The sequence below is a fragment of the Pseudomonas sp. NPDC098747 genome (genome assembly GCF_044760045.1).
Lineage (GTDB): Bacteria > Pseudomonadota > Gammaproteobacteria > Pseudomonadales > Pseudomonadaceae > Aquipseudomonas.
On record NZ_JBIWAL010000008.1, the window covers coordinates 35072 to 60971 of the forward strand.

A 25900-nucleotide genomic window follows, 5' to 3' on the forward strand; every position below is an offset into this window, starting at 1 on the left:
CATGATCAGCAACCACCTCAACCTCGTCGAGCAGCACCGGCCAGATGCCGAATCGATCTCTGAGCGAATCGCGCAGTACCTGGCCGCCGGCGGGCGGATCGACCAACTGAAAAGCCCGCCGCGTAATCCGCTGCCACCTCCCCGCTCGAAGAAAATAGACCCTGAAACGGCCCTCAAGCGCCGGCCGAAGCCGATATCGGCCGCAGACCGCAAGGCACTGCGAAAAATGGCGGATTCGGTATGAAGTCGAAACGCAAACCCAACAACGGTTTCGCCCGGGCTGAACGCAGTTGCCGGGCGCTGCTGCGCACCAACCACGTCGCGGTGGTGAACATCGATCCCAGCGGCAGCCAGATCATGGCGAACTGGAAGAGCTGCAAGCAGATCCGGAGTCTGGCGATCGCCAACGCGATATTCGACTTCTCCTACCGCTGGACGATCTACATCGGCGCCATGTGTCGCGACGAGCTCGGCGCCGAGTACATCAAGTCGGTTGAGATCTCGCCGGAAGGAATCTACAAGGTCGAACGCCTTACCGACGCCATCGAACATTACTACCTTGAGCTGCGCAACAGCGCGAACCCGACCCATCTGGTCGCGTCAGGCTGGATTGCCATTCCGGATGAAGTTTCGATGGACGAAGCTCAAGCCGCGAAGCTGTTCTACGCCGCCGGTGCCTGGCATCAGGTGAAGGTCGCAGCGTGAGACGTTTTCGCACCCAACAACGCAAACGACAGACCTGGCTGGACTTGCCGGCCAGCGGAATTGAAGAGGTAGGCCATGGCCAAAGTACAGGAGCCGACGAAGGAAGCGATCAAGCAAAAGAAAAAGCGCGAGAAGTCTGCAGCAAAGGACGCTGCATTGGGCGTCGAGAAGTTTACGGTTGAGGTCGCCGGCGTGTTCAAGCCTGACCTGAAGGCAGTCATGAAGGCCCACGGCATCAACAACCAGCAGGAGATTTATCAGCTGCTCCTGATGAACCTGATCGCCGCCGACTTCGATACGCAGGCGAAGATGCTTCGCTGTGTTACGACACCTTTTGTTGTTAGTGAAAAGGTGTCGCGACTGATCGAGGCGGCCGGGATGAAGTCGCTGGCCGATGATCCGCCAGAGCCTGACGATGAGATCGTTACCCCTTGCTAGTGCCTTTCCCCAGCACAATGTCGAGCCACTTTCTTACCCAGTCCTGAGCAGCTGATAAGGCCTCCTCTCGAGATTTCCATGGGCCGCGCAATCGATGGAATCTAGTTTCTTCCGTTTGCCCCGGAAGAACCCCGTCGATATCCATTTCACCCACGTGATTAGCGCCGATATCTACGCGATATGTAAACCGAACTGGGACGCCTCGATAGCGAAATGCATTAGTGGGACCGTCTTGGCCATAAGGCTCAAACATTTACTACCTACTTGATCCGGCTCCATGCCGGGCCGAACACAAATACCCCACTTCTACGAATCACGCCAGCCGGTGAAGCGAGCGTCCCACCCTCTTTTACCCATTGCGATGACGGACCAGCTTAAGCCCATAGGCAAGATCACGCCACTGCGTCCAACTTCGGAGGCTTCTCCCTAAGCTCCTCCTTTCACCGGTAGTCTTTTAGAATCACTCTTCCAGTGAAGGATCGTGCAAGGCGTTCAAAATACTCTTCGTGTCAGTAACCGCAGACGTAGCCATATCTCCCGCATCCGTCGCTTTGACTGCTGCAGACTCTGCAACAGATATTGCCTTCTCAGACAGCAACTCAGCTCTATAAGCCCAATTAAAACTCACGGCAGCTAGGATGAAAGTCAGAATATTGAAGATCAATAACATTTTTACTAGGCGACGATCATTCATTGGTCTTTCTCCTAACTATCGCTGACCAGCATTTCAGTAGTTAAAGCACATAATCAGCTTAACCACCAGAAGTAGTCCATAACTGTAAATTTTCCACTGCGTCCGACCTCGGAGGCCAGCAGTACGTGGTCCAGCCCTATTCCTGGCTGGCGTCGAAAAGACCGCCATGTTCAACAGCATGCCGAGATGTGTGTGGACGAAATGGCTGATGCCATTGATGCAGCCCTAGCCGAGCTTTCGGACTTTGCCTACTGAATCACTCCATCATCTAACAAACCACGCCAGTCAATGGAGGTATCGCCATGCCCAAGAAAATTAAACTGTTCAGCGCTACCGCCATTGGGTGACACGAAAGGCCTACCTGCTGATCCTCGATCAAGGCACCTACTTCCTTGAAGGAATCGACCGGCACCGCCTACAAATAACCTTAGAAAAATTAACATCCAGCGACACATGGGAGCGCATGCCGTGAAGCACGAACCACCTGATCAGAAATTGGAAGACGCGGCCAAGCCGTTTTTGTGGATGGGCGCCACGTGGGTCTTCGTTGGAGTCGTTGGGCTCATCTGGTTTTTAGCATGAGCACCATCATCACCGTCTACCACAAGAAAGGAACTTACATCGCTCGTGCTGCAGGCCATAAGGGCACAGCCAGCCACGCCCTCAGTGCTCGACTGGCTGCCAACGGCATGGCGTTCAAAATGGGCCTCGACTTCACCTTGCTGCATGACCAGGGCGAGGAAGACGGCAACTACACATTCACCCATCCGCAGGAACGCACTGCATGAAAAAGATCCTTTTCGTGTTGCTCCTCACCCTCACCGGCTGCAGCAAAGTCATAACCATCGCGCACGACGAAGCACACGGGGTGACCTGCTGGGTTTCGTCCACGAACGACATCAGCTGCCTGCCAGATGCTGCTGTTTTGAATTGCAGTGAGCATGACCATCAATCGGAGCAGGCGACGGCTCCTGCATCGCACACCGAGGAGAGGTTTCTGCTATGACCGATAAAATCGAAATTTCGCGGGAACTGGTAGAGCGGATGGCGAAAGCCGCACGATCTATTGGCCTGTCCATCTCAGATGAAATCTATCGAGCCATAGATGCCGCCCCAGTCGTCGAGCTCCAGAATGCCCCCGCGAAGCTTAACTTCCCAACCATGCTGCGCAAGATGTGGTCGGGCGGCGAAGTCCAACGCTGGATCGATGAACAAGGGCCGCTCTATCGACCCCCTGAAAATCATCAACATGGCGATTCTGCAATTTCGTCAACCGGAATTGATGGCTGTTCGGGCGATCTGTCAACCGAGCAGCACCAGAGCGAGAGTCCATTGAGCGAATTGGCCGTACTACGACAGACCTGCGCCCAGCTCGAAAAATCCCGTGACCAGGTTGTCGCAGATCGACTCAAGCACCAGGGCAAGCCGGTGGCGGAAGTCGTATCAAAATTCGGCGACCCTGAAGCTTTCGGTGAGCGAGAAATCAAGCTGCTCGCGGACATTTCCGAACTGCCCTATGGAGCCAAGCTCTTCGCAGAAGCGCAGCGGAAGACACTTCGCGCTGGCTTCTGTCCGAAATGCCGAGGAAGTCGCATGATCCGCGGAACCTACGGCTGCATGCCGTTCGATCAGTGTTGCTGAGAATGGTGCCCGCCCGACCCTGACCCACAGCTCACGTCGATAGAAGATCAGTGCCGGACGAACGGCGCAGACAATACAACAACATCCCTTCTTTTCAAAGTCATCCGCTATAGCGGTAAGGAATCCCTATGCCTCTCGAAAACATGCCCGTCATGAAGGGCGTCAACATCAAATCCGTTCCTATGCACCTGCTCATGCCCTACGAGCGACAGGCAGTACGCAACCACAGTCGGTCACTGCAACGACTTGCCGAGCGTGGCGGGATGTCCTCCTGCGAAATCCTCGGGATTATTCGTGGGATCAACTGGGGTGAACTCAAGATTCGCCCTGACGATGAAGCAGAGCTCATCAAGTGGGTCGAGAAACAATCCGCGCCCAGCGACAGGCGCATTGAACCCACTCTCACCATGGCGCCAGCAAGCACCAGGAGCGATCCAGCGTCAGATCTGTTGAGCCCGCTCAACCCCCTGAACCCGATCAGCCCGTTGAATCCGATCAACCAGATCGACAGCTACGAACCGCCCCGCTCCCACAGCCCTTGCGAACCGAGTAGTTCCAGCAGCAGCCACTACTCAAGCAGCAGCTCGTCCAGTTCGAGTGACTACGGCTCCATCTCAAGCAACAACGGTTCCAGCTGCAGCAGTGACTAATTCAATTCCCCACCTTCTGCCGCCATAGGGCGGCATGGAGACACGCCATGCCTGAAGAAAATGAATCAGTAGACCCCTCGCTAAAGATCGACAAAGTAACCGAAGCCCAAATGGCGAAAATTCTCGGAACTACACGAGAGGCACTTGCTGCGCGTCGATCTAGAAACCAGATCCCGGAAGGGGTGTGGAACAAAATAGGCCGCTTAGTTTTTTACAGTGTCAGGAGATACGACGAATGGCTGGAAAAACGATGGACTTGCCCAACGGGGTGGAACTCTTCCGCAAATCCCTCCGAATTCGTTTTACATGGAACGGAATCCGCCGAAGCGAAACGCTCCCATTTCCCACGACGCAAAAAGGGATTAAAGCTGCATCCCAGCTTCGCGATCAGGTAAACAATTTAATTAAGCTCGGTCTCTTGGACGATTCAAAATACGCCGAGCTTTTTCCGAATTCGAACTTCTCTGCGGGCGGAGTACCAAATTTTCTAGAGTATGCCCAACTCTGGCTCGATGGTCGGGTGATTGCTGCCGGCACACGCAACAATTATAAGGGGGCACTCAATCTTTACTGGATTCCAGCTCTCGCACTGGTACGAGTGGACTTAATAACCCCCACGCTAGTTCGGCGGGTTATTGCTGCAACGGATTGGTCATCACCCGGCGTAAGGCGCAATGCTCTGGTGCGCCTGTCGACCATCCTTGAGACCGCGGTGAATGAGGGATTGCTTGCTAAAAATCCCACTAAGACGATTGATCGCCCCAAGCGTACACGAAAAGAAATCTGCCCTTTCACGCTAGAAGAAGCAGAAAAAATAATCGCGCATCTTTATCAAACACCTCATTGGCCCAGCAGTATCTATGCGGCATTTTTCGAGTTCGCTTTTTTCAGCGGTATGCGGCTTTCCGAGATTTCCGCGCTTCGTTGGGATGCGGTTGATCTGGAGAACAAGACCGTTCATGTACGTCGCACCATTGCTTTGGGTGTTGTAGAGGAGCGCACGAAGACGGGAAAAGATCGTTTCGTGCTGCTCAACCCGCGAGCGCTGCGTGCGCTTGAATTTGCTCGTGGGTATGCGGAGCGAAGGGCCAAAGGCGTTGGCAAAATCAGAACAACACCTTTCGCGTTCCCTCCGTCGAAAAACAGTGAATACATCCGACAGACCTCAGATCTGCATAAGCAATGGGGCCCGACCCTTAAAACGCTGGGCGTCCCTTATCGCCCGCCGTACAACTGCCGTCATACTTATGCGACAATATGTTTAATGTCCAACATGAACCCCGCATTCATCGCTCAGCAGCTTGGCCACAGCGTCCAAATGTTGCTGTCGAGGTACGCGCGTTGGCTCAACTCAAGCTCAGACTGGGCGGAGCTGGAAAAGCTCCAGATTGGTATCAAATCGGTATCAGGCGAAAAAAGCCAGCTGTAAACCATTGATAGGTAAGGTAATTGATTTCAACAGCTAAAATCACGATGCAGTTCGGCGCCAAGCCGCTCTTCGAAAACGTTTCCGTCAAATTTGCCGCGGGTAACCGTTATGGCTTGATCGGCGCCAACGGTTGCGGCAAGTCGACCTTCATGAAAATCCTCGGTGGTGACCTCGACCCATCGGGCGGCCAGGTCATGCTCGAGCCGAACGTGCGCTTGGGTAAGCTGCGCCAGGATCAGTTCGCCTACGAAGAATTCACCGTGATCGACACCGTGATCATGGGTCACGAAGAGCTGTGGAAGGTCAAGGCCGAGCGCGACCGCATCTACTCGCTGCCGGAAATGTCTGAAGAAGACGGCATGGCCGTGGCCGAGCTGGAAACCGAATTCGCCGAAATGGACGGCTACACCGCCGAATCCCGTGCCGGTGAACTGCTGCTGGGCCTGGGTATTGGCATCGAGCAGCACTTCGGCCCGATGAGCGAAGTGTCGCCAGGCTGGAAACTGCGCGTTTTGCTGGCGCAGGCACTGTTCTCCGATCCGGAAGTGCTGTTGCTCGACGAACCGACCAACCACCTGGACATCAACACCATTCGCTGGCTGGAAAACATCCTGACCCAGCGTAACAGCCTGATGATCATCATCTCTCACGACCGTCACTTCCTGAACAGCGTGTGCACCCACATGGCTGACCTGGATTACGGCGAGCTGCGTCTGTTCCCGGGCAACTACTACGAGTACATGACCGTGGCGACCCAGTCCCGCGAGCAACTGCTGTCGGACAACGCCAAGAAGAAAGCACAGATCTCCGAGCTGCAATCGTTCGTCAGCCGCTTCTCGGCCAACGCCTCGAAAGCCAAGCAGGCCACTTCCCGCGCCAAGGCGATCGACAAGATCCAGCTGGCCGAGGTCAAGCCTTCGAGCCGCGTGAGCCCGTTCATCCGTTTCGATCAGAACAAAAAGCTGCACCGCCAGGCGGTCATCATTGATCGCATGGCCAAAGGCTTCGACGGCAAGCCGCTGTTCAAGGACTTCAGCTTCCAGGTTGAAGCGGGCGAGCGCGTAGCGATCATCGGCCCGAACGGTATCGGCAAGACCACCCTGCTGCGTACCCTGGTCAACGAACTGACTCCGGATGCCGGTACCATCAAGTGGACCGACGCGGCCGAACTGGGCTACTACGCCCAGGATCACGCGCACGACTTCGAAGACGACATGACCCTATTCGACTGGATGGGTCAGTGGACTCAGGGCGAGCAAGTGATCCGTGGCACTTTGGGTCGCATGCTGTTCTCCAACGACGAGATCCTCAAGTCGGTCAAGGTTATTTCCGGTGGTGAGCAAGGCCGCATGCTGTTCGGCAAGCTGATCCTGCAAAAGCCGAACGTGCTGATCATGGACGAACCGACCAACCACTTGGACATGGAATCGATCGAGGCGTTGAACCTGGCGCTGGAAAACTACCCGGGCACGCTGATCTTCGTCAGCCACGACCGTGAGTTCGTATCGTCCCTGGCCACGCGCATCATCGAGCTGAGCCCGGACGGCGTGACCGACTTCAGCGGTACGTACGATGATTACCTGCGTAGCCAGGGCGTGGTGTTCTAAGAGCTGCTATTGGTTCTCAGCTACACGCAAAACGTTAAAAGCCCTGTCCATGTGACAGGGCTTTTTGCATTTCAGGGTCAGTCTTTTGTTGGTGCGTACTCCTTCGCGAGCAGGCTCGTTACAGGATTTTAGAGTGATCTCAAAATAGGCACCTGACGCTACTGGTCGGCGGTCTGCATGCCAGCGCGGGTGGGGCTGCCCAACGCATGGGTGAAGAATCGACCCGCTTCGGAAATCAGGTTGCGATGGATGTCTTTGCGATCAACCCCATCAGCATCCGTACACAGCGCCGGCATGGCAATGATCTGCTCTTCATTGCACGGCGCCATAAACACGAAGTGCCCTGCCCCAGCCAGCAATTTGAAGTCCGGTGCAGTCGGCAGTTTGCGCGCCAGTGCCGCAGCGTTTTTATCGAAGGCGACGAGTTTGTCGCCATCACCGCTGTACAGCAGCACGGGCACATGCACATCAGCCAGTGTATGTCGGCCGAATTTCAAGCTGAGCGGCGCCATCAGCAACAAGGCATGCACGCGTGTGTCGGCCACTGGCTGCAAGTCATTGCGATCAACAATGAGTTCGCCCTGCGTGTTGCAGGCGTCGCGATCGTCCGGGCGTTCCTGGCAATAGCGGCGCAGACGATCAAGATCCGGTTGCGCCCCCGAGAGGATCAACGCTGTCTCACCCCCTGCCGAATAGCCGATCACGCCGACCTGCTCAGCATTGACGAACGGCGCCAGCATGCGGTCGCCAAGGGTCGCCGTGATTGCTTCGGAAATCTGGATCGGCCGCCCGTAGAGATTGCTCAGGGTGCCGAGTCGGCTGTGATCCCTGGAATTGTCGCCGGGGTGAATCACCGCCACCACGACAAACCCCTTGCGCGCCAGCGACGTGGCAAGATCGTGCAGGGCCAGCGGCGTGCCGGTGTTGCCGTGGGACAGCATCAGCATCGGGAAGCGGCCCATCGCGACTTTGGTGTCTTCGCCGGCTTCGACCGAATAGCCCTCAAGCAGGCTCAGGTGTTCGCGGTCGCTGGAGGGATAGAACGCGATGGCGCGCATCGGTTGCAAGTCGAGCGGATCGAGGAACGTCATCTCGTGGTAACCGACGCTCCAGACAGGGTGACGACCCGGCGCCGCCTGCACTGAATTCAGGCTGCCGAGCAGGCAAATCAGTAACGTTGCACAAAGACGCATCATCGGATGCCCCACCCTGTTGTGACTCAATCGAAAGATCCATTGCAGTGTTAGTCCGCAGCGCCGGGGATTCGGTGCACAGGTCAGGACATTGCACTCAGACGCTGATCGTTTGACTGCATAACCCGGGCCAGATTATGTAACAGCCAGAAACAAAAAACTCCGTATTTGGCCCTTGCAGAACCAGAATACAGAGTTTTTTAGGCGTTACCTGAACATCAGCTGTTCTTTACGCAAGCCTTACGCGGCGGCGAACAGTTGCTCGCTGATCTTGGCTTGAGCGGCGGTCATGGCGTTGCTACGCACTTCGTCACCATACGCGAGGCCTTCGGCACGGACGATTTCGATGTCGGTGATGCCGAGGAAACCCAATACCAGCTTCAGATATTCTTCGTGGGCGATGCCGCTGGCCTGACCGGCGTGAATGCCGCCAGAGGTGGCAACGATCACCACTTTCTTGCCACCGCACAGGCCTTCAGGGCCGGCTTCGGTGTAACGGAAGGTCTGACCGGCAACGGCAACACGGTCGATCCACGCCTTGAGTTGGGTCGGTACGGTGAAGTTGTACATCGGTGCAGCGATCACTACAGCGTCGGCGGCAATGAACTCAGCCAGCGTCGAAGCGCTCAGATCGACTTCGTGTTGCTGTGCAGCGTTGCGCAGTTCAGCGGTGGTACCGGCGGCAACCAGAGTGGTCGACGAGAAGTGGCTGATGGCATCGGCGGCCAGGTCACGGTAGGTCACCACAGCGCTTGGCTCAGCGGCTTGCCAGGCTTTGACGACTTCGCTGCTCAACTGACGGGAAGCCGAGTTGTCGCCCAGAATGCTCGAATCGATATGCAGCAGTTTCATGTGGGATCTCCTGGAATGAATCGCCGGTGGCGACGGAATGAGGACAATCCTACGCAAGAAACCAATAGCTGATTAGCCGCCGGCAATGCGATAGTTCGTCCCACTGATAGAACAGTTGGATATCACTGTGCAAGATCTCAACGATCTCTACTATTTCGCCAAAGTCGTCGAGGCCGGTGGTTTTGCGGCGGCCGGCCGCTTGCTGGGGATTCCCAAGTCACGGCTATCGCGGCGCATCGCCGAACTCGAAGAGCGCCTCGGTGCGCGTTTGCTGCAACGCACCACGCGCCAGCTCAATCTCACCGCGGTCGGCGAGCGCTATTTGCGTCACTGCCAAGCCATGCTGCTGGAAGCAGAAATGGCCGACGAAGCCGTCGCCAGCATGTCCAGCGAGCCACGAGGTCGCTTGCGTGTGTCCTGCCCCACCGGTCTTGCGCATGAAATGCTGCCGCGGGTGATCAGCGACTTCCTCGGCAAATTCCCTCACGTACAACTTGAAGTGGTGCTGCTCAATCGCCGGGTTGATCTGGTTGCTGAAGGCTTTGATGTGGCCCTGCGCGTGCGCGAGCTGGGCGATGAAGATCCATTGCTGGTGACCCGACGACTGCGCCAGGCGCAAACGGTAGTCGTGGCCAGCCCGACATTCATGCAAGGCCACTCGATCAGCCATCCGCAAGAGCTGAAGAACCTGCCGCTGCTCGGAGCGCTGGAGGCAGATCGCCTGGTGCACTTGCGCTTACTCGATCAGCAGGGCAACAGCTTCGAACTGAGCATGGAAGCGCGGCTGGGCATCGACGATTTTGTCGTGCGCAAGGCCTGTGTGCTGGCCGGCCAAGGTTTCACAATGCTGCCTATGATGTTTTGCGAAGCGGAGCTGGAAAGCGGCGCACTGGTGCAACTGCTGCCCGAATGGTCGCTGCCCGGTGGTTGGCTGCAAGCGGTGTATCCGCATCGGCGTGGGGTCATGCCGGCGGTGCGTGCGTGGATTGATCACCTGGTTGAGTCGTTCAATGCCTGTGGGGAGCGGTTGTTATGAGCAAGGGAAAAATGAGCGAAGCGGACGTCGCCGCGTTTTGTCTGGCATTGCCCGGCGCACGGGAAGACTACAAGTGGGGTGGCGTGCGGGTGTTTTCGATTGCCGGCAACAAGATGTTTGCGTTGCAGGGGCTGCGCGGGGACTCGCTGGCGTTCAAGGTCGACAAGGACCTGTTTCTAGGCCATTGCGACCGCCCGGGGATTCACCCGGCGCCGTATCTGGCCCGGGCGCAGTGGATCATCATGCACCCGCCCTACCCCTTGGGCACCGAGGAATTGCAGGGGTTGCTGCAGCGTTCGCATCAGTTGGTGGTGAGCAAGTTGCCGAAGAAAACCCAAGTGGGTTTGTTGGTTTAACCACAGTCCCTGTGGGAGCGAGCTTGCTCGCGAAAGCGGCGTGTCATTCAATAGTGATGTCGACTGACACGACCTCTTCGCGAGCAAGCTCGCTCCCACAGGTTTCTATGTGACTTTTAGAACAGGGTTAACAGGTTCGAGCCAAGGAACAACTGGTCGATCCAGAACACCTGATGCAGCGCGACGATCACCCAGAACAGCACCTGAAACGACACTTTGCGCGTCTTGTGCCGGAACACTTGTTGGGCAATCAACGCGCCCGGCCAGCCGCCGGCCAGTTCCACCGCATGGAGGATGTTTTCCGGCGTGCGCCACGCATCGGTGCGAGCCTTGCGTTTGTCCGCCCAATACATGAAGAACGCCAACACGCTGACGATCCCATAGGCCGCCAGCGGCACAAGCGAAATTCCGCTCAGCCACATCGACAGCGATCCTGCCAACGGCAACGCGCAGACGATCAACAGGACGACCAGCTTCAGTTTCAGGTTCTGAATACTGCCGCCGGACGGCCGACCTTCCGGGCGGCGTGCGTTGGAATCATTCATGCCTTGGCCGCCGACCAGTCCACCCAGCCAAACTGCCACGTCGCCAGAATCACCAGACCGAACACGATCCGATACCAGGCGAATGCCGCATAGCTATGGCTGCCGATGAACTTGAGCAAGCCGCGCACCGCGATCATCGCGAAGACAAACGCGGTGACGAAACCAATGGCAAACACCGGGAAGTCCGCCGGCACAAACAAATCGCGATACTTGTAGCCCGAGTACACAGCCGCACCGACCATGGTCGGCATGGCGAGGAAGAACGAGAACTCGGTGGCCGTCTTGCGCGACAAACCGAACAGCAGACCGCCAATGATCGTCGAGCCGGAACGCGAAGTGCCGGGGATCATCGCCAGGCATTGGGCGAAGCCGATTTTCAGGGCGTCGCTCCAACGAATCTCATCGACCGTTTCGGCATGCACTTCATGCTGGCGCTTTTCGGCCCACAACATGATTACGCCGCCCACCACCAACGCCGCCGCAACGGTGATCGGATTGAACAGGTATTCGTGGATAAGATCGGCAAAAATCACCCCCAACACCACCGCCGGCAAAAAGGCGATCAGCAGATTAGCGGTAAAGCGCCGTGCACTTGGCTGGGTCGGCAAGCCGATGACCACGTCGATAATCTTGCGGCGAAACTCCCAGACCACCGCGAGGATCGCGCCGAGCTGAATAATGATGTTGAACGCCATGGCCCGTTCGCCGCCGAAGTTGAGCAAGTCGGCAACAATGATCTGGTGTCCGGTACTGGAAATGGGCAAAAACTCCGTCAGCCCCTCTACAACTCCAAGTATCAATGCCTGCAAGGCGGTCCAAAGATCCATCAATCCCCCAAAGAGCGATGCACGCCGGCATGCCCCGATAGTATTTTTACGTTCACTGCGATCAGCGTAGCTGGTTAATGCTGGACCGATTCCGCACGCACAGGATCCCTACGAAAGGATCAAAATTCCGTGAAATAACAACTTGGATTCAGGTTTTCACGCGCGGGGCCGAAATCCTAACAGACAAGGCTTAATAGCGCTGCCGCGTTATACGACTTGGGTCGCGTATGCCCGCTCACGAAATCGTGGTTGGATGCTGGCGGTCGTTAATTACAAGAAAAAGAATCCGGAGTGACAGCGTTATGAACAGCTTGCGCAGTGTGTCGATCAGCCGACGCTTGTGGCTCATCTTGATCGTGGCGGTGGTCATGTTGCTGACCTTGGGCGTGTTGATGCTCAAGCAGATCCATGATGACCTGTATCACGCCAAAGCCCAGAAAACCCAGCACGTGGTGCAGACTGCCAGCGGGCTGCTGACCTATTATCACGACCTGGAAACCGCCGGCACGCTGACCAAGGAAGCCGCGCAGAAACAGGCCCTCACCGCCATCCGTGGCTTGCGTTACGACCAGAGTGATTACTTCTGGATCAACGACCTCACGCCTGTGATGGTCATGCACCCGACCAACCCCAAGCTCGAAGGCCAGAATCTCTCGGCGATCCGCGATCCGGACGGCTTTGCGGTGTTCAACGAGATGGTTGCGATTGCTAGGTCCAAGGGCGCCGGCATGGTCGACTACCGCTGGCCAAAACCCGGCGCAAGTGAGCCAGTGGCGAAAACCTCTTACGTCAAACTGTTCGAACCGTGGGGCTGGGTAATCGGCTCCGGGGTTTATGTCGACGACGTGCAGGCCGAATTCAAGAGCCAGATGATCAAGGCCAGCGTTATCGGTCTGGCGATTGCCGTGATCATGGCTCTGCTGGTGATCCTGATCGCGCGCAGCATCGTGCGCCCCTTGCAGGAAACCGTGAACGCCATGGCCAACATCGCCAGCGGCGAAAGTGACCTGACCCGCAGCCTCGATACCCACGGCAAGGATGAAGTCACCGAACTGGCTCATCACTTCAACGCGTTCACCGCCAAATTGCGCCGGGTGATCGGTGAGTTGCAGGTGTCGGCCAGCGCGCTCGGTCAATCGTCCAGCGAACTGGGCAACGATGCCTCGCAGGCCCAGCAACGTAGCCAGCAGCAGTCGCAACAAATGGAGTTGGTGGCCACCGCGATCAACGAGGTGACTTACGGCGTGCAGGACGTGGCGAAAAACGCCGAGCATGCGGCCGCCGAAATGCGTGATGCCGAGGCGCAGGCGCAGCAGGGCCAGATCAATATCGACGGCAGCCTGCAACAGATCGACAAGCTCTCTGGCACCATCGATCAAGCGGTCGAGGTGATTCGCACGCTGGCGGCCGAAAGCACTCAGATCGGCAGCGTGCTGGAGGTGATTCGTTCGATTGCCGAGCAAACCAATCTGCTCGCCCTCAACGCGGCGATCGAAGCGGCACGGGCCGGTGAACAAGGTCGTGGCTTTGCCGTGGTGGCAGATGAAGTGCGCTTGCTGGCGCAGCGGACGCAGAAGTCGACGGCGGAAATCCAGTCGATGATCGAGCGCCTGCAAAATCACTCCGAGGCAGCGGTCAAGGTCATTGGTGACAGCAGCAAAGCGTCGCAACTGACCATTGAACAGGCCGGTCTGGCCGGCGCGAGCCTGAATGCCATCGGCCAGGCCTTGCGCAACCTTAATGGCCTGAACGCGTCGATTGCCAGCGCCACGCTGCAACAGGCGCACGTGGTCGAGGACATCAACCAGAACGTTACTCAGGCGGCGGGGCTTTCTCACAGCACGGCCATGGCGGCAGAACAGTCGAGTGCGGCGAGCGTAAGACTTGGGCAGTTGAGCGAACAGCTCAACGGCCTCCTGCGCCAGTTCCGCGTTTAGCATCATTGCCCTGTAGGAGTGAGCCTGCTCGCGAAGGCGGTTTATCAGTTGACAGAGATGTCGCCTGATCCACCGCTATCGCTGGCAAGCCAGCTCCCACAGGGTTTTGTGCAGCGCCATCATTTGTGAGCACAACATAAATCCATGTGGGAGCTGGCAGGCTTTGGCGGCGCGCCACAAAGGCTGAGCACCGCATAAGTCCATGTGGGAGCTGGCTTGCCAGCGATGAGGGCACAACATTCAGCATCATTGTTGAGTGTGCCGACGCTTTCGCGAGCAAGCTCGCTCCCACAGGTATCTGCCGGGGTCACGGCGTTTTGGGTACAATCCGCCCCCTCTTTCTACTCCCCCCAAGGAACCCACATGTCCGGGCTTGAACTGTTTGCCGCCGCTCTCGGTGTCATCGCCGTGTGGCTGACGGTCAAACAGAATCCGTGGTGCTGGCCGATCGGCTTGGTCATGGTGCTGCTCTATAGCTGGATCTTCTTTGAAGTGAAGCTGTATTCGGACATGTTATTGCAAGTGATCTACGCCGCGCTGCAAGTCTATGGCTGGTGGCAATGGACGCGCGCTGGGACGATGCATGACGGGCGTGAAGTCACTCGCCTGGATGCTCGCTCGATAAGCATTGGCCTGGGTATCGGCGCTGTCGGCAGTGTTTTGCTGGGTGCGGCCATGGCGCACTGGACTGACGCTGCGCAACCGTGGCTGGACGCGGCGCTCACTGGTTTCAGCCTGGTCGCGCAGTTGTGGATGGCGCAAAAACGCCTGCAATGCTGGGCGCTGTGGTTCGTGCTCGATGTGATTTTTGTCGGGCTGTTCCTCTATAAGGGGCTTTACCTCACCGCGGGCCTGTACGCACTGTTCACCGTGATTGCCATTCAGGGCTTTCGTGAATGGCGCGCCGACCCGGCACTGCGCACATGAAGGTCGTGGTGCTGACCGGCCCGGAATCCACCGGCAAGAGCTGGCTGGCGGCGGGCCTTCAGCAACAGTTTGGCGGTCTGCGGGTGGACGAGTACGTGCGCTGGTTTATCGAGCAGAACCCGCGTGACACCTGCCTGGCCGACATCCCGGAGATCGCCCGCGGGCAACTGCAATGGGAAGATCAGGCGCGGGCGCAACAACCGTCGCTGCTGATTCTCGACACCCACTTGTTGAGCAATATGCTCTGGAGCCAGACCCTGTTCGGCGCATGCCCGGACTGGCTGGAAGGCGAGTTGCTGGCTCGGGATTACGACTTGCACCTGCTGCTTTCGCCGGAACGGATTGACTGGACCGATGACGGTCAGCGCTGCCAGCCGGATCTGGATCAGCGCCTGGCTTTCTTCCAGGCCACGCGCGACTGGCTGGAACAGCATCGGCAACCGTGCCAGATCATTCAGGGCAACTGGGCCGAGCGTCAGGTGCAGGCCTTTGCGGGAGTCGCGAAGCTGTTGGCCGAGTGACCCGCCTGATGAGGCATCTGCCCCACTGTTCACGCTGCTTTACGGGCGAAGTGTCCATTCCTGAAACACTCCTCTGAGTGCAAAGTGGCCGTTTCAGCGGCATTCATCGCTTTGTCATGGCACTTGTTACGCCACTGATACACATCCCCGCTAACCCTTGTTCCAGAGCTTTGTTCAGCCAATAGACAGGCTGGCGAGACTGCGTGTGTTTCAACGATGAAACACCCTGTGCATCGACTCTGCGTGCGTTTCGGGTAACCCGCTGGAAAACAACAAAAATTCAAAAGCGGCACAGCTTTCGCTATCTCCTTCATAACGCTGACAAGGGCAGCCCACTGAAGAAGGAATTGCAGCCGTGGGGAATATTAAAAAGAGCTTGACCTGCCTTCTGCTGATCGGATCAGCAGCCGGCGCATTTGTCAGTTTCAACGTTCAGGCCGAAGGCAATGGCGTGATCGTCCTTGATCGAGATGTTCAGCCTATCCCTATCGGTCGCAATGGCGGCAAAGACCCCTACCCGACCACCGTCAACGCCAACCCTTCGGCTCGAATCAATCAAAGCATGAGCAGCACCGAACTCAATGACGGTGACTTTGCCGGTGTTGCCAGTGGCTCTTCGATTCGCGGCAACATCAATACGCCCAATTCCAACCTGCCGGGCATGAACACGCTGACCAACACCAATGGCTTACCTGGCATGAGAACTGGCAGTGGCGGCGGTGCGGGCGGCTCGATCTCGAATACCGTCAACCGTGCCATGAGCACCGGCATGGCCCCCCTGACCCGCATGGCCGGAGGCCAATGAGATGAATCGCACCCTCCTTCTCCTCGCCTTGCTCGGCTGCACCAACGCCATGGCTGACCCAAGTTCAGTCAACAACGCAAACATTCAGGATTCAGGCATGCAATACCGCGGCAATTTCAACGTCAACCAGGCCGCCGGTGACCAGATGCAACAAGCCAATACCAAGGCAATTGCTATCGGTACCGAATCCCAGGCCACCACCCGCGTCATTCAGAAGATCGACACACCTGCGGATCGCTCGATCAATGCCAGCGCCAACATCGGCGGCAACTCTTTCAGTAATGGCAACGGAATCCTGGGCGTGAACCAGGGCGCCGGGGCCAACAACCAGATGGCCAACGTGACGCGCGTCAGCATCAGTGCTGCCCCGCAGAGCGTTGACGATAGCGCCCTTTCGCAACAGAACGTGGCGTTGTTACCGAGCTCAGGAGCAACTGGTACCTCACCCGGCAGTCGCCAGATCACGACAAGTGATCAGGCCTTCACCGGCAGCCGCGGGGTAATCCAGGTGAACCAGAGTGCCGGGGTGGGGAACCGAATGGCTAACACCCTGAGCATCCGGGTCGCAGACTGACCCTAATAAAAAGCAGTGCAATTAGAAAGTACCAACACTTAACCAACTAATAAGCACGACGGAGAAACACCATGAAACCTACAATGGCTCTCAAACCACTGGTTTTCGCACTTGCAGCAGTGATGGCAATCGCAGCACAGGCAGGCGGCCGTGACGATCACGGTCATGGTAACGGGCATGGTCCAAAAGGCCCTACCCTGGAACAACTTCTGCAAATCACCGCCGGTGCCGGCGCCGCTGTGCTGGACGAGCAAAACAGCGACGGCAACGTGGTGAAAAACCAAGGCACCAAAAACACCGCTAATGCCAGTGACTCGCTCAATGGCTCCAACGGCAACATGGGCGCCAACGTGGCAGCCGGCGACGGCAACCAGCAAGACAACGCCGCAGCCTTGGCTACCGCCGACGAAAGCTTCATCTTTGGTACTGCTGTTGCTGTCTCGAGTGCCACTCAAGTCAACAACAACAACTATGTGAAAAACTCGTCGACCACCAATACCGCAACTCTCAACAACGCGGGTAATGACGGTTCCGGCAACATCGGGATCAACGTCACTGCCGGTAACTTCAACCAGCAGAAAAACAACCTTGCAATCGCCGTATCGGGTGGCCGCGTCGCCTCCGCTGCTGCTGCAGCCGATCAGTCCTCCACTGGCCTGGTCGTAGACAACAAAGGCGTGCGGACCTACAAAACAGACACGCTCACTGGCACCTACGCGGCCGCTGGCGTGTTTAAAGCCAAAGGCACTGCAACCATCGAAGACGATGACGATCATGGCGGTTGGGGCAATCGTGGCGGCGGCCACGGCGGCAACGATGATCAGAAAGCCAAGTTCGAAGCCGTGGGTACCTTTGGCCTCGCTGGCGTAACCACTCAGCAAGTGATGACCAAAGACGGCTGGAAAGCACCTGTCGTCAACAATGCCAACATGACCAACTCGATGAACAACTTCTCCGGCAACGGCGGAGCCAACGTCTCGGCGGGTGTGGGCAACCAACAAAGCAACTCGCTGTCCATCGCCGCAGGTTGCAGAGCCTGCCTGTAATCGCGATCGAAACGAAAGCCCCGGAAACGGGGCTTTTCCTCAGTCCGCAAAGGCGTATCGATCATGCGTAAGACTGCCCTTTTCGCTTTGCTTTGCCTGTGTGGCCTGACTCAGGCAGCACAGATGCCTGTGGCTGCCCTGCCGGGCGGCGTACTGGTCTACAAGGACGTGCAAAGCCTGCGTGAGCGCAAGTTTTCCGACATCGTCGAACAGAAAACCGACTTCAGCTGCGGCGCCGCCGCACTGGCCACGGTGTTACGCCAGGCGTATTGGCTCGACGTCGATGAGGAGCACATCATCAAAGGCATGCTGGTCAATGCAGACCAGGACCTTGTTCGTACTCAGGGTTTCTCCATGCTCGACATGAAGCGCTACGTGGAAAGTATCGGCATGCGTGCCAGAGGCTACCGGATTCCGCCCGAGAAACTCGAAGCGGTGACCATTCCGGTGGTGGTACTGATGGATATTCGCGGCTACAAGCATTTCGTCGTGCTGCAGCGTTCGGACAAGGATTGGGTTTACATCGGAGACCCGGTTCTGGGCCACAAACGCTACAAACATGATGACTTTGTCAAAGGTTGGAATGGCATTGTCTTCGCCATCGTCGGCCCCGGATACGACAAGGCCAATGCCTTGCGTAGCCCTCCGCTGCCGCTGACCGCCAAGAACAAGCTGGATGGCTTCAACCCGGTCAAAGATGCTGAATTGATGGATTTCGGGTTCATACAGAGCGACTTCTTTTAATCGCCGATTATAGAAATGGGACTGGATGTCCCGGGAGCAGCAGATGAAAACCTCATACTGGCTGGCCGCCGCCTGTCTGGCAGCGAGTGCGTCAGGCTTTGCCAATGCAGGATTCAAACCCATAGAAATCAAGGACCAGGAGCTCGCCGAGCTGCGTGGTCGTTATGTCATGCCGGGGCGGATTATCAGCTTCGGCATTGTCATGAGCAGTACCTGGCGCAACGCCAGCGGTGACTTGATCGGGGCCGCGACCTCGATGCAGATTCAGGCTGCAACGGTAAAACCGGAATTCTACGTCTCGACCATCAAAGAAACCGGCAACGGCAGCGTCCCTGTACTGGGCACCGGCACCGTTATCGGTGGCGCGGGACTCAACAGCAGCCAGGGCGTGACACAAAGCGTACGCGCCGCCGGCGACAGCAATACCGCCAACAACAACGTTGCGATCAACGTCAGAGAAGCCACTCAGGCGCCCGCGCTGGTCCCTTCACAAGGCCAGGCTCTGATCGCCGGACAAACCATCAGTGGCAGTAATGGCGCGGGCAGTGTCGCGGTATCGGCGAACAATGGCGGCGTACAAATGGCCATCCAGGCCAGCGGCAATCAGGGCACAGCCTTGCAACAGGTCGCCCAGGGCGGTTTGTTGCAGAACACCCGATTGCTGGGCAGCGCCAACGTGGTCAACAACCTGACTCAACTCAACGTCGTACTCAACAATAACGGCAGAAGCGCCGGTGCACTGGACTGCAACCTGACTCAACTCGGTGCCCTACGCAGTATTGGATATTGAACTACGCTGAGTCTCGATCATTGGGCTTAAAGGGACGGCTTATTCATGTATCGATCAGTATCACTGCGCGCAGCGGTGTGTTTGAGCACTCTTATCCCGGCCGCGATGCTGCAAGCGGCTCCTAACGCGGATGTAGAGGCCCTGAAACAGGAACTTCTGGAGCTGAAGCAACGATACGAAGTACAACAAAAAGCCCTGGCGGTACTCGAGCAAAGGGTTCGCCAGGTAGAAGATCAACCGTCTGCCCCACCGCCAAAACGACTGGCGAAATCGCCATCGGACATGAAAGGCAACCGCGTCGCCACAGGCACCGGTGCAGCCGCTGCATCAGGGGGCGCCGCCGGGGGCAGCGGCGCGTCTTATGGCCAATCGCTGGCTGGCGATTCTCAGCCGGCGCAAAGCGTATCCAACCTGTATGACGAGGCCAGCGGCTTTTTTGGCGGCGGCAAGTTCAGCGTTGAAACCGGCATCACTTATTCGCGCTATGACACCCGCCAGTTGATTCTCAACGGCTTCCTCGCACTGGACTCGATCTTTCTCGGCAACATCAACCTCGACCGGATCAAGGCCGACACCTGGACCTACGACCTGACGGGCCGCTATAACTTCGACAATCGCTGGCAGTTCGACCTGAACGTGCCGGTGGTGTATCGCGAGTCGACTTATCAGTCGGGCGGCGGCAACGAGGGCGCGGCAGGCGTCACCACCGAGGAAACCGTCACCAAGGATCCAACCCTTGGCGACGTCAACTTCGGCATTGCGTACAAATTCCTCGACGAGTCAGTCAACACGCCGGATGCGGTAGTCACCTTGCGAGTCAAGGCGCCAACCGGCAAGGACCCGTTCGGCATCAAATTGCGCCAGACCGACGCCAACTCCAACCTGTTCGTGCCTGACACCCTGCCGACCGGCAACGGCGTCTGGTCGATCACACCGGGCATCTCGCTGGTCAAGACGTTTGACCCGGCTGTGCTGTTCGGCAGCCTGTCCTATACGCACAACCTCGAGGAATCGTTCGACGATATCAGCTCCACCGTCAACCAGAAAAACCCGGGCAAGGTGAAGATCGGCGACAGCTTCCAGATCGGCGCCGGTATCGCCTTTGCACTGAACGAGAAGATGAGTATGTCGTTCTCGGTATCCGACCTGGTGCAGCGCAAGAGCGAACTGAAACAGGATGGCGGGGATTGGGAATCGGTGGTGTCCAGCGACGCCAACGCCGGTTACTTCAACGTCGGCATGACCATTGCGGCCACCGATAACCTGACCATCGTGCCCAACCTGTCCATCGGTTTGACCGACGATGCGCCGGACTTTTCCTTCAGCCTGAAATTCCCGTACTACTTCTAAGCCAAAGCAAAAGATCGTCCGATCGCGAACCGCGATCGGACGATCTTTTGGCTTTTAACGGATCTGATGTTTGTGCAGCAGCCGATAAAACGTCGGCCGGGAAACCCCAAGCACTTTGGCGGCAATACTGAGGTTGTCGCTGTGCCGGTTCAGCACATCACAAAGAGCCTGGCGTTCGGCACGGGTCTTGTAGTCTTCCAGGGTGCCCATGGGCGTGGCGATCGAATGCTGGCTGATCAGCCCCAGATCCCGCGCTTCGATCTGCCGACCCTCGGCCAACACCAGACCGCGACGAACGCGGTTGGCCAGTTCACGGACATTACCGGGCCAGTCATGCTTACCCATGGCAATCAACGCATCTTCACTGAAGCTGCGCGGCCGGCGGCCAGTTTCGTGGCTATAGAAATGTGAGAAGTGGTTGGCCAGCATCGACAGATCACCGTGCCGTTCGCGCAACGGCGCGGTGACGACTTGCAGCACGTTGAGCCGGTAATAAAGGTCTTCACGAAAAAGCTTCTTCTCGATCGCCGCCTCAAGGTCAACGTGGGTCGCCGCCAGAACGCGCACATCAACCGGAATCGGTTGACTGCCGCCGACTCGCTCGATGTGTTTCTCCTGCAAAAAACGCAGCAGATTGGCTTGTAGTTCCAGCGGCAAGTCACCGATTTCATCCAGAAACAATGTGCCACCGTTGGCCGCTTCAATACGCCCGACCTTGCGTTGATGAGCGCCGGTGAACGCGCCTTTTTCGTGGCCAAACAGCTCGGACTGAATCAAATGCTCGGGGATCGCCCCGCAATTGATCGCCACAAACGGCTTGCTGTGGCGTTGCGATTGACGATGCAGCGTGCGCGCGACCAGTTCTTTGCCGGTGCCGCTTTCGCCACGAATCAGCACCGGCGATTCGGTGGGCGCCAGTTTGCTGAGCAATTTGCGCAGTTCGCGGATCGGTTTGCTGTCGCCGAGCAGTTCATGCTCAGGCTGATCCACGTGGATTGTGCCCTGCCCGCGCAGCCGTGCCATGCCGAAGGCCCGACCGAGAGTGACCTGCACCCGCGACACGTCGAACGGCAAGGTATGAAAATCGAAAAACCATTCGCAAACGAAGTCGCCAACGTTCTGCAAACGCAGCACTTCCTGATTGAGCACGGCGATCCATTCAGTGCCGCTTCGGCTGATCAACTCCTTGACGGATTCGGGACGCTCCAGATGAAAAGGCTGCAATCGCAAGAGCCCGACATCACAGCTGCGGTCAGCAGCGTTTTCCAGAGTACAACTGTCGACATCCCACCCTACCGCACGCAAACCCGGTAACAGGCGATGGCAGTCGTCGCACGGATCGACCACCAATAGACGTCGTAACGCAGGCGCTTCGCTCATGACTGTTCCTTGGCGCCAAATTTTAGGAAAAGGTTGTAAAAACAGTCATTTGGCAGACCTGGCTGTAACATTAGCAAGATTTTGACAGTGCCTTGTATCGATTGCTTATAGGTGCACAAGCAAACACGTTATAAGAAACGCAGTTGTTAGTTAGCTATCGACTTAGCTCTGCCTTTATCGCAGCTAACAAGCTTTCGCCAAGCTTTCAAAACGGCTTTAACACCGAACATATGAAAGAAAGTCGAAATTTCTTTGCCAAGAGTGTGACCTGCTCCCCAGTTGCGTGCATCAGTACAAGTAACTAGCCGAACGGTAAGCCCAACCGACGGCACATCACTTGATTGGGCACTACAGAGAGAAGACCCCATGACCGCCCCGCTCCGTATCAACGAAGCACTTTTGATTGCCAACCACGCCTTCAAACCTTTCCAGTGCGTGGCCTGGGCACCACAAGACGGCAATGGCGAACTGAGCCTGACCGTTATCGATCGCACCAATTCCCACATCGGTCGCAAACAGATTCCAAGCAGTGCCTACTCCGATCCCGCACAACTTGAGCAACTGCTGCAGCAGGCTCGTGCTGAACTGAGCGAAGAAGGTTACACGCTGCAATCCTGGTCGATGCCACACTGATATCCGAGCGATGCGGATGACTTTCTGGTCATCCGCCCTGCTCTTGTTAGTTGCTGTTTTCTTTTTAATCGTCCGTAATTTTGTACAACTTTCAGTAACACGCTCCAGCGTAATTGCTTGGCACGCTTGCTATTGGTTCAAAAAGACACTGTTCTGGCACAGTGCGACCCTCCACCTGTTAGTTCTTACAGTTGTACTTCCCTCAGTTCAGGTTTTGAATGTTCCGCTCATGCAGTTACCAACCGGTATTCGGTCCTGGTCAACTAGCAAGGAGATGCGTGCATGTCCACCCTGAACGCCTTTGCGCTCCCAGCGTTATTGAATAATGCCGGCCAACTTGACCAGACCTTTGCCGTCAGCGGCGTTGCTCAGGTGTATTTCGCCGGCAGTTTGTCCAGCCTGACCGAGGATGTTGCGCTCGATGCCCAGGGGCGGATTCTGGTGGCTGCCAAAGTCGGCATTGCGGAGGGCAGCCGTTTTGGCCTCGCGCGGTTGCTGGCGGATGGCTCTGCTGATTTGTCCTTCGGCCATCAGGGCAGCGTGATCGGCACATTTGCCTCAGGTTTTGAAGCCATGGCCGGCAAAGTGCAGGCGCTCGCCGATGGGCGCATCCTGCTGGCCGGTCTGCATTATGAAAACAGCCATCGCAGCTTGCCCGCCCTCGCCCTGTTCGACGCCCAAGGCAATCCGGATCAAACTTTTGGCGACAATGGCCGGCAAGTGGTGCGCCTGCCGGGCGACTTGTCCATGGGCACCCGCGATACCTGGCTCCCACCCGGTGTGCCGGGTGCCGAAGCCTGCGACTTCGCGGTTCAGGACGACGGGCACATTCTGCTAATCGCCAACCATCATTTCGAACTTGCCGACCACGCCGGCATGTTGATTCGCCTCAAGCCCGACGGCTGTCTGGATGAGTCCTTCAACGGTCGCGGGTTTGTGATGATCCGCCATTTGCTGCTCAATACCTGGCTCAGCAGTTTGCTGTTGCAGGCCGACGGGCGGATCGTGGTTGGCGGCTCGATCGACTTTCCGCAGCAAGGTCTGTTGGCGCGGTACCTGCCCGATGGCTGTCTTGACGAACGCTTTGCAGTGGACGGTTTCATGGCGTTCACCGCCCAAGCCAAAAGTGCACTGGTCAGTCAGATCCTTGAGTCCACCGAATCGCTGCACTGTTTCGGCAGCAGTCGCGACCCGATCCGCTGTCTGGCGTTCAGCCTGCACCCCAATGGCCGCCCCGACTTGCACATCAACAATGGCCAGCCGCAACTGCTCGAAATCGGCCCCAGCGGCTGTCAGTGGAGCGCCGCGCAACGCATGGCGGATGGTCGAGTAATCGCAGTGGGAGCAACCATTGGCGGCGTCGAGGCAGACTTCATCGTCGCTCGTTATCGCGCCGATGGCAGCCTCGACCCAACCTTCGGCAGTGGCCGCGGCTGGCTGCGTACACGCCTGGGCCGCAGCCTCGACACGGCCAACTCACTGGCCGTGCAAACGGACGGCTCAATACTGGTCGGTGGCTATTCGCTGGATGGCAACTATCGGGCAATGGTTGCGCGGTATATCAACCAATAACGACGTAGCTCGCGTATCCAGCAGTTAGAACTTGAACTCGGCTGAAACATCCGGCAACTTGCGCGCTTCTGACTACAAGGAGCAACCGATGTCCGGTTCAATCGCCCAGGCGCTCGCGCACAACTTTCTCGGGCACTCGCCACGTTGGTACAAGGCGACCATCGTCGGCTTCCTGATCCTCAATGCGCTGGTGCTATTCACTGTCGGTCCCGTCGCGGCGGGCTGGCTGTTGGTGATCGAGTTCATTTTCACCCTGGCCATGGCTCTGAAGTGCTATCCGCTGATGCCCGGTGGTTTGCTATTGGTCGAAGCCCTGCTGCTGAAGATGACCACGCCACAGGCGCTCTACGATGAACTGCTGCACAACTTCCCGGTGATCCTGCTGTTGATGTTTATGGTCGCTGGCATCTACTTCATGAAAGATCTGTTGCTGTATCTGTTTTCGCGGTTGCTGTTGGGCGTGCGCTCCAAAGCGATACTGTCCCTGATGTTCTGCTTTCTGTCGGCGTTTCTCTCGGCGTTTCTCGATGCCTTGACGGTGACTGCGGTAATCATCAGCGCATCGGTAGGTTTTTACTCGGTTTACCACCGTGTGGCCTCGGGCAATGATCCGCGCCAGGATAGCGAATTCAGCGACGACCAACACCTGCCAACGTTGCACCATGCCGACCTGGAACAGTTCCGCTCGTTTCTGCGCAGCCTGCTGATGCATGGCGCGGTTGGTACAGCGCTTGGCGGCGTCTGCACGCTGGTGGGCGAGCCGCAGAATCTGTTGATCGGCCATGAAATGGGCTGGCATTTCGCGGAGTTCTTCCTGAAAGTCGCGCCAGTTTCGCTACCGGTGCTGGCGGCGGGCCTGGTGACCTGCGTGTTGCTGGAGAAACTGCGCTGGTTCGGTTACGGCACCCTGCTGCCGGACAACGTGCGCGCCGTGCTGGCCAACTACGCGGCCGAAGACGATGCCGAACGTACCGCACGTCAACGCGCGGCGCTGCTGGTGCAAGGCGCCGCTGCGCTGATCCTGATTGGTTGCCTGGCGTTTCACGTGGCAGAGGTCGGCCTGATCGGTTTGATGGTGATTGTGCTGATCACCGCTTTTACCGGGATCACCGACGAGCATCGTCTGGGCAGCGCGTTCAAGGACGCCATGCCGTTCACTGCATTGCTGGTGGTGTTTTTTGCCGTGGTGGCGGTGATTCACGATCAACAACTGTTTGCGCCGCTGATTACATGGGTGCTGGCGCTGCCGGTGGATCAACAACCGGGCATGCTGTTTATCGCCAACGGTCTGCTGTCGGCCATCAGCGACAACGTGTTCGTCGCGACGATCTACATCACCGAAGTGAAACAGGCATTCCTCGCCGGGCACATGAGCCGTGAGCATTTCGAGACCCTGGCGATTGCGATCAACACCGGCACCAACCTGCCGAGCGTGGCGACGCCAAATGGTCAGGCCGCGTTTCTGTTCCTGCTGACGTCAGCGATTGCGCCGCTGGTGCGCTTGTCTTACGGGCGGATGGTCTGGATGGCAGTGCCTTACACCGTGGTGATGGGGCTGCTGGGCTGGTATGCGGTGAGTTACTGGTTGTAAACCCACCGAAGTAAAACTGTGGGAGCGAGCTTGCTCGCGAAGAGGGAGTGTCAGGCA

The 25900-nt window shown here is 57.4% G+C and carries 29 protein-coding genes; 23 read left to right on the forward strand and 6 right to left on the reverse strand.

Features of this window, described 5'->3' with window-relative positions:
• Window position 1: 1 nt before the first annotated feature.
• The 3 genes from ACIQVE_RS07265 to ACIQVE_RS07275 all read left to right on the forward strand — a co-directional run bounded on the left by ACIQVE_RS07265 (window position 2) and on the right by ACIQVE_RS07275 (window position 1143).
• A complete protein-coding gene (locus tag ACIQVE_RS07265) occupies window positions 2-244 on the forward strand; it encodes a hypothetical protein (RefSeq protein ID WP_402806129.1) in 243 nt (80 codons plus the stop codon).
• Window positions 241-705, forward strand: a complete 465-nt coding sequence (locus tag ACIQVE_RS07270) for a hypothetical protein (RefSeq protein WP_402806132.1) — start codon at window positions 241-243, stop codon at window positions 703-705. Before ACIQVE_RS07265 ends, ACIQVE_RS07270 begins: the two co-directional genes overlap by 4 nt.
• 75 nt (window positions 706-780) lie before the next feature.
• The gene (locus tag ACIQVE_RS07275; RefSeq protein ID WP_402806134.1) at window positions 781-1143 is read left to right on the forward strand and encodes a hypothetical protein; all 363 of its coding nucleotides are present in this window, start codon (window positions 781-783) and stop codon (window positions 1141-1143) included.
• 460 nt (window positions 1144-1603) lie between these two features.
• On the opposite strand, the gene ACIQVE_RS07280 is transcribed toward ACIQVE_RS07275, so the two are convergent.
• Complete coding sequence (locus ACIQVE_RS07280; RefSeq protein ID WP_402806136.1) at window positions 1604-1837, reverse strand: hypothetical protein; 234 nt, start codon at window positions 1835-1837, stop codon at window positions 1604-1606.
• A 578-nt stretch (window positions 1838-2415) separates the two neighbouring features.
• Here ACIQVE_RS07280 and ACIQVE_RS07285 point away from each other — a divergent pair.
• From ACIQVE_RS07285 to ACIQVE_RS07310, 6 genes are all read left to right on the forward strand, one after another.
• Complete coding sequence (locus ACIQVE_RS07285; RefSeq protein WP_402806138.1) at window positions 2416-2625, forward strand: hypothetical protein; 210 nt, start codon at window positions 2416-2418, stop codon at window positions 2623-2625.
• Window positions 2622-2843: a hypothetical protein gene (locus ACIQVE_RS07290; RefSeq protein ID WP_402806140.1), complete on the forward strand. Its 222-nt coding sequence runs from the start codon at window positions 2622-2624 to the stop codon at window positions 2841-2843. Before ACIQVE_RS07285 ends, ACIQVE_RS07290 begins: the two co-directional genes overlap by 4 nt.
• A complete protein-coding gene (locus tag ACIQVE_RS07295; protein ID WP_402806143.1) occupies window positions 2840-3478 on the forward strand; it encodes a hypothetical protein in 639 nt (212 codons plus the stop codon). The genes ACIQVE_RS07290 and ACIQVE_RS07295 overlap by 4 nt, the downstream gene beginning before the upstream one ends.
• Window positions 3479-3606: 128 nt before the next feature.
• Window positions 3607-4128, forward strand: coding sequence for a hypothetical protein (locus ACIQVE_RS07300; RefSeq protein ID WP_402806146.1), 522 nt, complete (start codon window positions 3607-3609; stop codon window positions 4126-4128).
• Between the two features lie 235 nt (window positions 4129-4363).
• The gene (locus ACIQVE_RS07305) at window positions 4364-5557 is read left to right on the forward strand and encodes a tyrosine-type recombinase/integrase (protein ID WP_402806148.1); all 1194 of its coding nucleotides are present in this window, start codon (window positions 4364-4366) and stop codon (window positions 5555-5557) included.
• 20 nt (window positions 5558-5577) lie between these two features.
• Window positions 5578-7164, forward strand: coding sequence for an ABC-F family ATPase (locus tag ACIQVE_RS07310; protein ID WP_402806150.1), 1587 nt, complete (start codon window positions 5578-5580; stop codon window positions 7162-7164).
• A gap of 158 nt (window positions 7165-7322) precedes the next feature.
• Here the strand turns inward: ACIQVE_RS07310 and ACIQVE_RS07315 are convergent, their stop codons facing one another.
• Together ACIQVE_RS07315 and ACIQVE_RS07320 are read right to left on the reverse strand one after the other, a co-directional pair.
• On the reverse strand, window positions 7323-8360 hold the full coding sequence (locus ACIQVE_RS07315; RefSeq protein WP_402806153.1) for an alpha/beta hydrolase family protein: 1038 nt from the start codon (window positions 8358-8360) through the stop codon (window positions 7323-7325).
• A 237-nt stretch (window positions 8361-8597) separates the two neighbouring features.
• Entirely contained in the window at window positions 8598-9209 is a 612-nt protein-coding gene (locus ACIQVE_RS07320) for an FMN-dependent NADH-azoreductase (RefSeq protein WP_402806156.1), read from the reverse strand.
• A 127-nt stretch (window positions 9210-9336) separates the two neighbouring features.
• On the opposite strand from ACIQVE_RS07320, the gene ACIQVE_RS07325 reads away from it, so the two are divergent.
• Together ACIQVE_RS07325 and ACIQVE_RS07330 are read left to right on the forward strand one after the other, a co-directional pair.
• Window positions 9337-10245, forward strand: a complete 909-nt coding sequence (locus ACIQVE_RS07325; RefSeq protein WP_402806158.1) for a LysR substrate-binding domain-containing protein — start codon at window positions 9337-9339, stop codon at window positions 10243-10245.
• A complete protein-coding gene (locus tag ACIQVE_RS07330; RefSeq protein WP_402806161.1) occupies window positions 10242-10601 on the forward strand; it encodes an MmcQ/YjbR family DNA-binding protein in 360 nt (119 codons plus the stop codon). Before ACIQVE_RS07325 ends, ACIQVE_RS07330 begins: the two co-directional genes overlap by 4 nt.
• Before the next feature lie 116 nt (window positions 10602-10717).
• On the opposite strand, the gene ACIQVE_RS07335 is transcribed toward ACIQVE_RS07330, so the two are convergent.
• On the reverse strand, window positions 10718-11146 hold the full coding sequence (locus ACIQVE_RS07335; protein WP_402806164.1) for a DUF1294 domain-containing protein: 429 nt from the start codon (window positions 11144-11146) through the stop codon (window positions 10718-10720).
• Window positions 11143-11973 (reverse strand): undecaprenyl-diphosphate phosphatase, encoded by an 831-nt coding sequence (locus tag ACIQVE_RS07340; RefSeq protein ID WP_402806167.1) that lies wholly within the window; start codon window positions 11971-11973, stop codon window positions 11143-11145. Before ACIQVE_RS07340 ends, ACIQVE_RS07335 begins: the two co-directional genes overlap by 4 nt.
• Window positions 11974-12275: 302 nt before the next feature.
• Here ACIQVE_RS07340 and ACIQVE_RS07345 point away from each other — a divergent pair, with 302 nt between their 5' ends.
• The 9 genes from ACIQVE_RS07345 (at window position 12276) to ACIQVE_RS07385 (ending at window position 20667) form a co-directional block, all read left to right on the forward strand.
• Entirely contained in the window at window positions 12276-13910 is a 1635-nt protein-coding gene (locus ACIQVE_RS07345; protein WP_402806169.1) for a methyl-accepting chemotaxis protein, read from the forward strand.
• A 363-nt stretch (window positions 13911-14273) separates the two neighbouring features.
• Entirely contained in the window at window positions 14274-14837 is a 564-nt protein-coding gene (gene pnuC, locus ACIQVE_RS07350) for a nicotinamide riboside transporter PnuC (RefSeq protein ID WP_402806171.1), read from the forward strand.
• The gene (locus ACIQVE_RS07355) at window positions 14834-15358 is read left to right on the forward strand and encodes an AAA family ATPase (protein ID WP_402806380.1); all 525 of its coding nucleotides are present in this window, start codon (window positions 14834-14836) and stop codon (window positions 15356-15358) included. The genes pnuC and ACIQVE_RS07355 overlap by 4 nt, the downstream gene beginning before the upstream one ends.
• A gap of 355 nt (window positions 15359-15713) precedes the next feature.
• Window positions 15714-16163 (forward strand): hypothetical protein, encoded by a 450-nt coding sequence (locus ACIQVE_RS07360; protein ID WP_402806174.1) that lies wholly within the window; start codon window positions 15714-15716, stop codon window positions 16161-16163.
• 1 nt (window position 16164) lies between these two features.
• On the forward strand, window positions 16165-16737 hold the full coding sequence (locus tag ACIQVE_RS07365; protein WP_402806175.1) for an adhesin: 573 nt from the start codon (window positions 16165-16167) through the stop codon (window positions 16735-16737).
• A 71-nt stretch (window positions 16738-16808) separates the two neighbouring features.
• Window positions 16809-17783 (forward strand): heme utilization protein, encoded by a 975-nt coding sequence (locus tag ACIQVE_RS07370; RefSeq protein WP_402806178.1) that lies wholly within the window; start codon window positions 16809-16811, stop codon window positions 17781-17783.
• Window positions 17784-17846: 63 nt separating this feature from the next.
• On the forward strand, window positions 17847-18527 hold the full coding sequence (locus tag ACIQVE_RS07375) for a C39 family peptidase (RefSeq protein ID WP_402806181.1): 681 nt from the start codon (window positions 17847-17849) through the stop codon (window positions 18525-18527).
• A 43-nt stretch (window positions 18528-18570) separates the two neighbouring features.
• Entirely contained in the window at window positions 18571-19317 is a 747-nt protein-coding gene (locus ACIQVE_RS07380; protein ID WP_402806184.1) for a hypothetical protein, read from the forward strand.
• A 45-nt stretch (window positions 19318-19362) separates the two neighbouring features.
• Window positions 19363-20667, forward strand: coding sequence for a hypothetical protein (locus tag ACIQVE_RS07385; protein WP_402806186.1), 1305 nt, complete (start codon window positions 19363-19365; stop codon window positions 20665-20667).
• A 54-nt stretch (window positions 20668-20721) separates the two neighbouring features.
• On the opposite strand, the gene ACIQVE_RS07390 is transcribed toward ACIQVE_RS07385, so the two are convergent.
• Complete coding sequence (locus ACIQVE_RS07390; protein WP_402806189.1) at window positions 20722-22047, reverse strand: sigma 54-interacting transcriptional regulator; 1326 nt, start codon at window positions 22045-22047, stop codon at window positions 20722-20724.
• A gap of 366 nt (window positions 22048-22413) precedes the next feature.
• On the opposite strand from ACIQVE_RS07390, the gene ACIQVE_RS07395 reads away from it, so the two are divergent.
• From ACIQVE_RS07395 to nhaB, 3 genes are all read left to right on the forward strand, one after another.
• Window positions 22414-22680, forward strand: coding sequence for a hypothetical protein (locus ACIQVE_RS07395; RefSeq protein ID WP_402806191.1), 267 nt, complete (start codon window positions 22414-22416; stop codon window positions 22678-22680).
• Window positions 22681-22962: 282 nt separating this feature from the next.
• The gene (locus tag ACIQVE_RS07400; protein ID WP_402806194.1) at window positions 22963-24252 is read left to right on the forward strand and encodes a hypothetical protein; all 1290 of its coding nucleotides are present in this window, start codon (window positions 22963-22965) and stop codon (window positions 24250-24252) included.
• 88 nt (window positions 24253-24340) lie between these two features.
• On the forward strand, window positions 24341-25843 hold the full coding sequence (gene nhaB, locus ACIQVE_RS07405) for a sodium/proton antiporter NhaB (RefSeq protein WP_402806196.1): 1503 nt from the start codon (window positions 24341-24343) through the stop codon (window positions 25841-25843).
• Window positions 25844-25900: the final 57 nt, after the last annotated feature.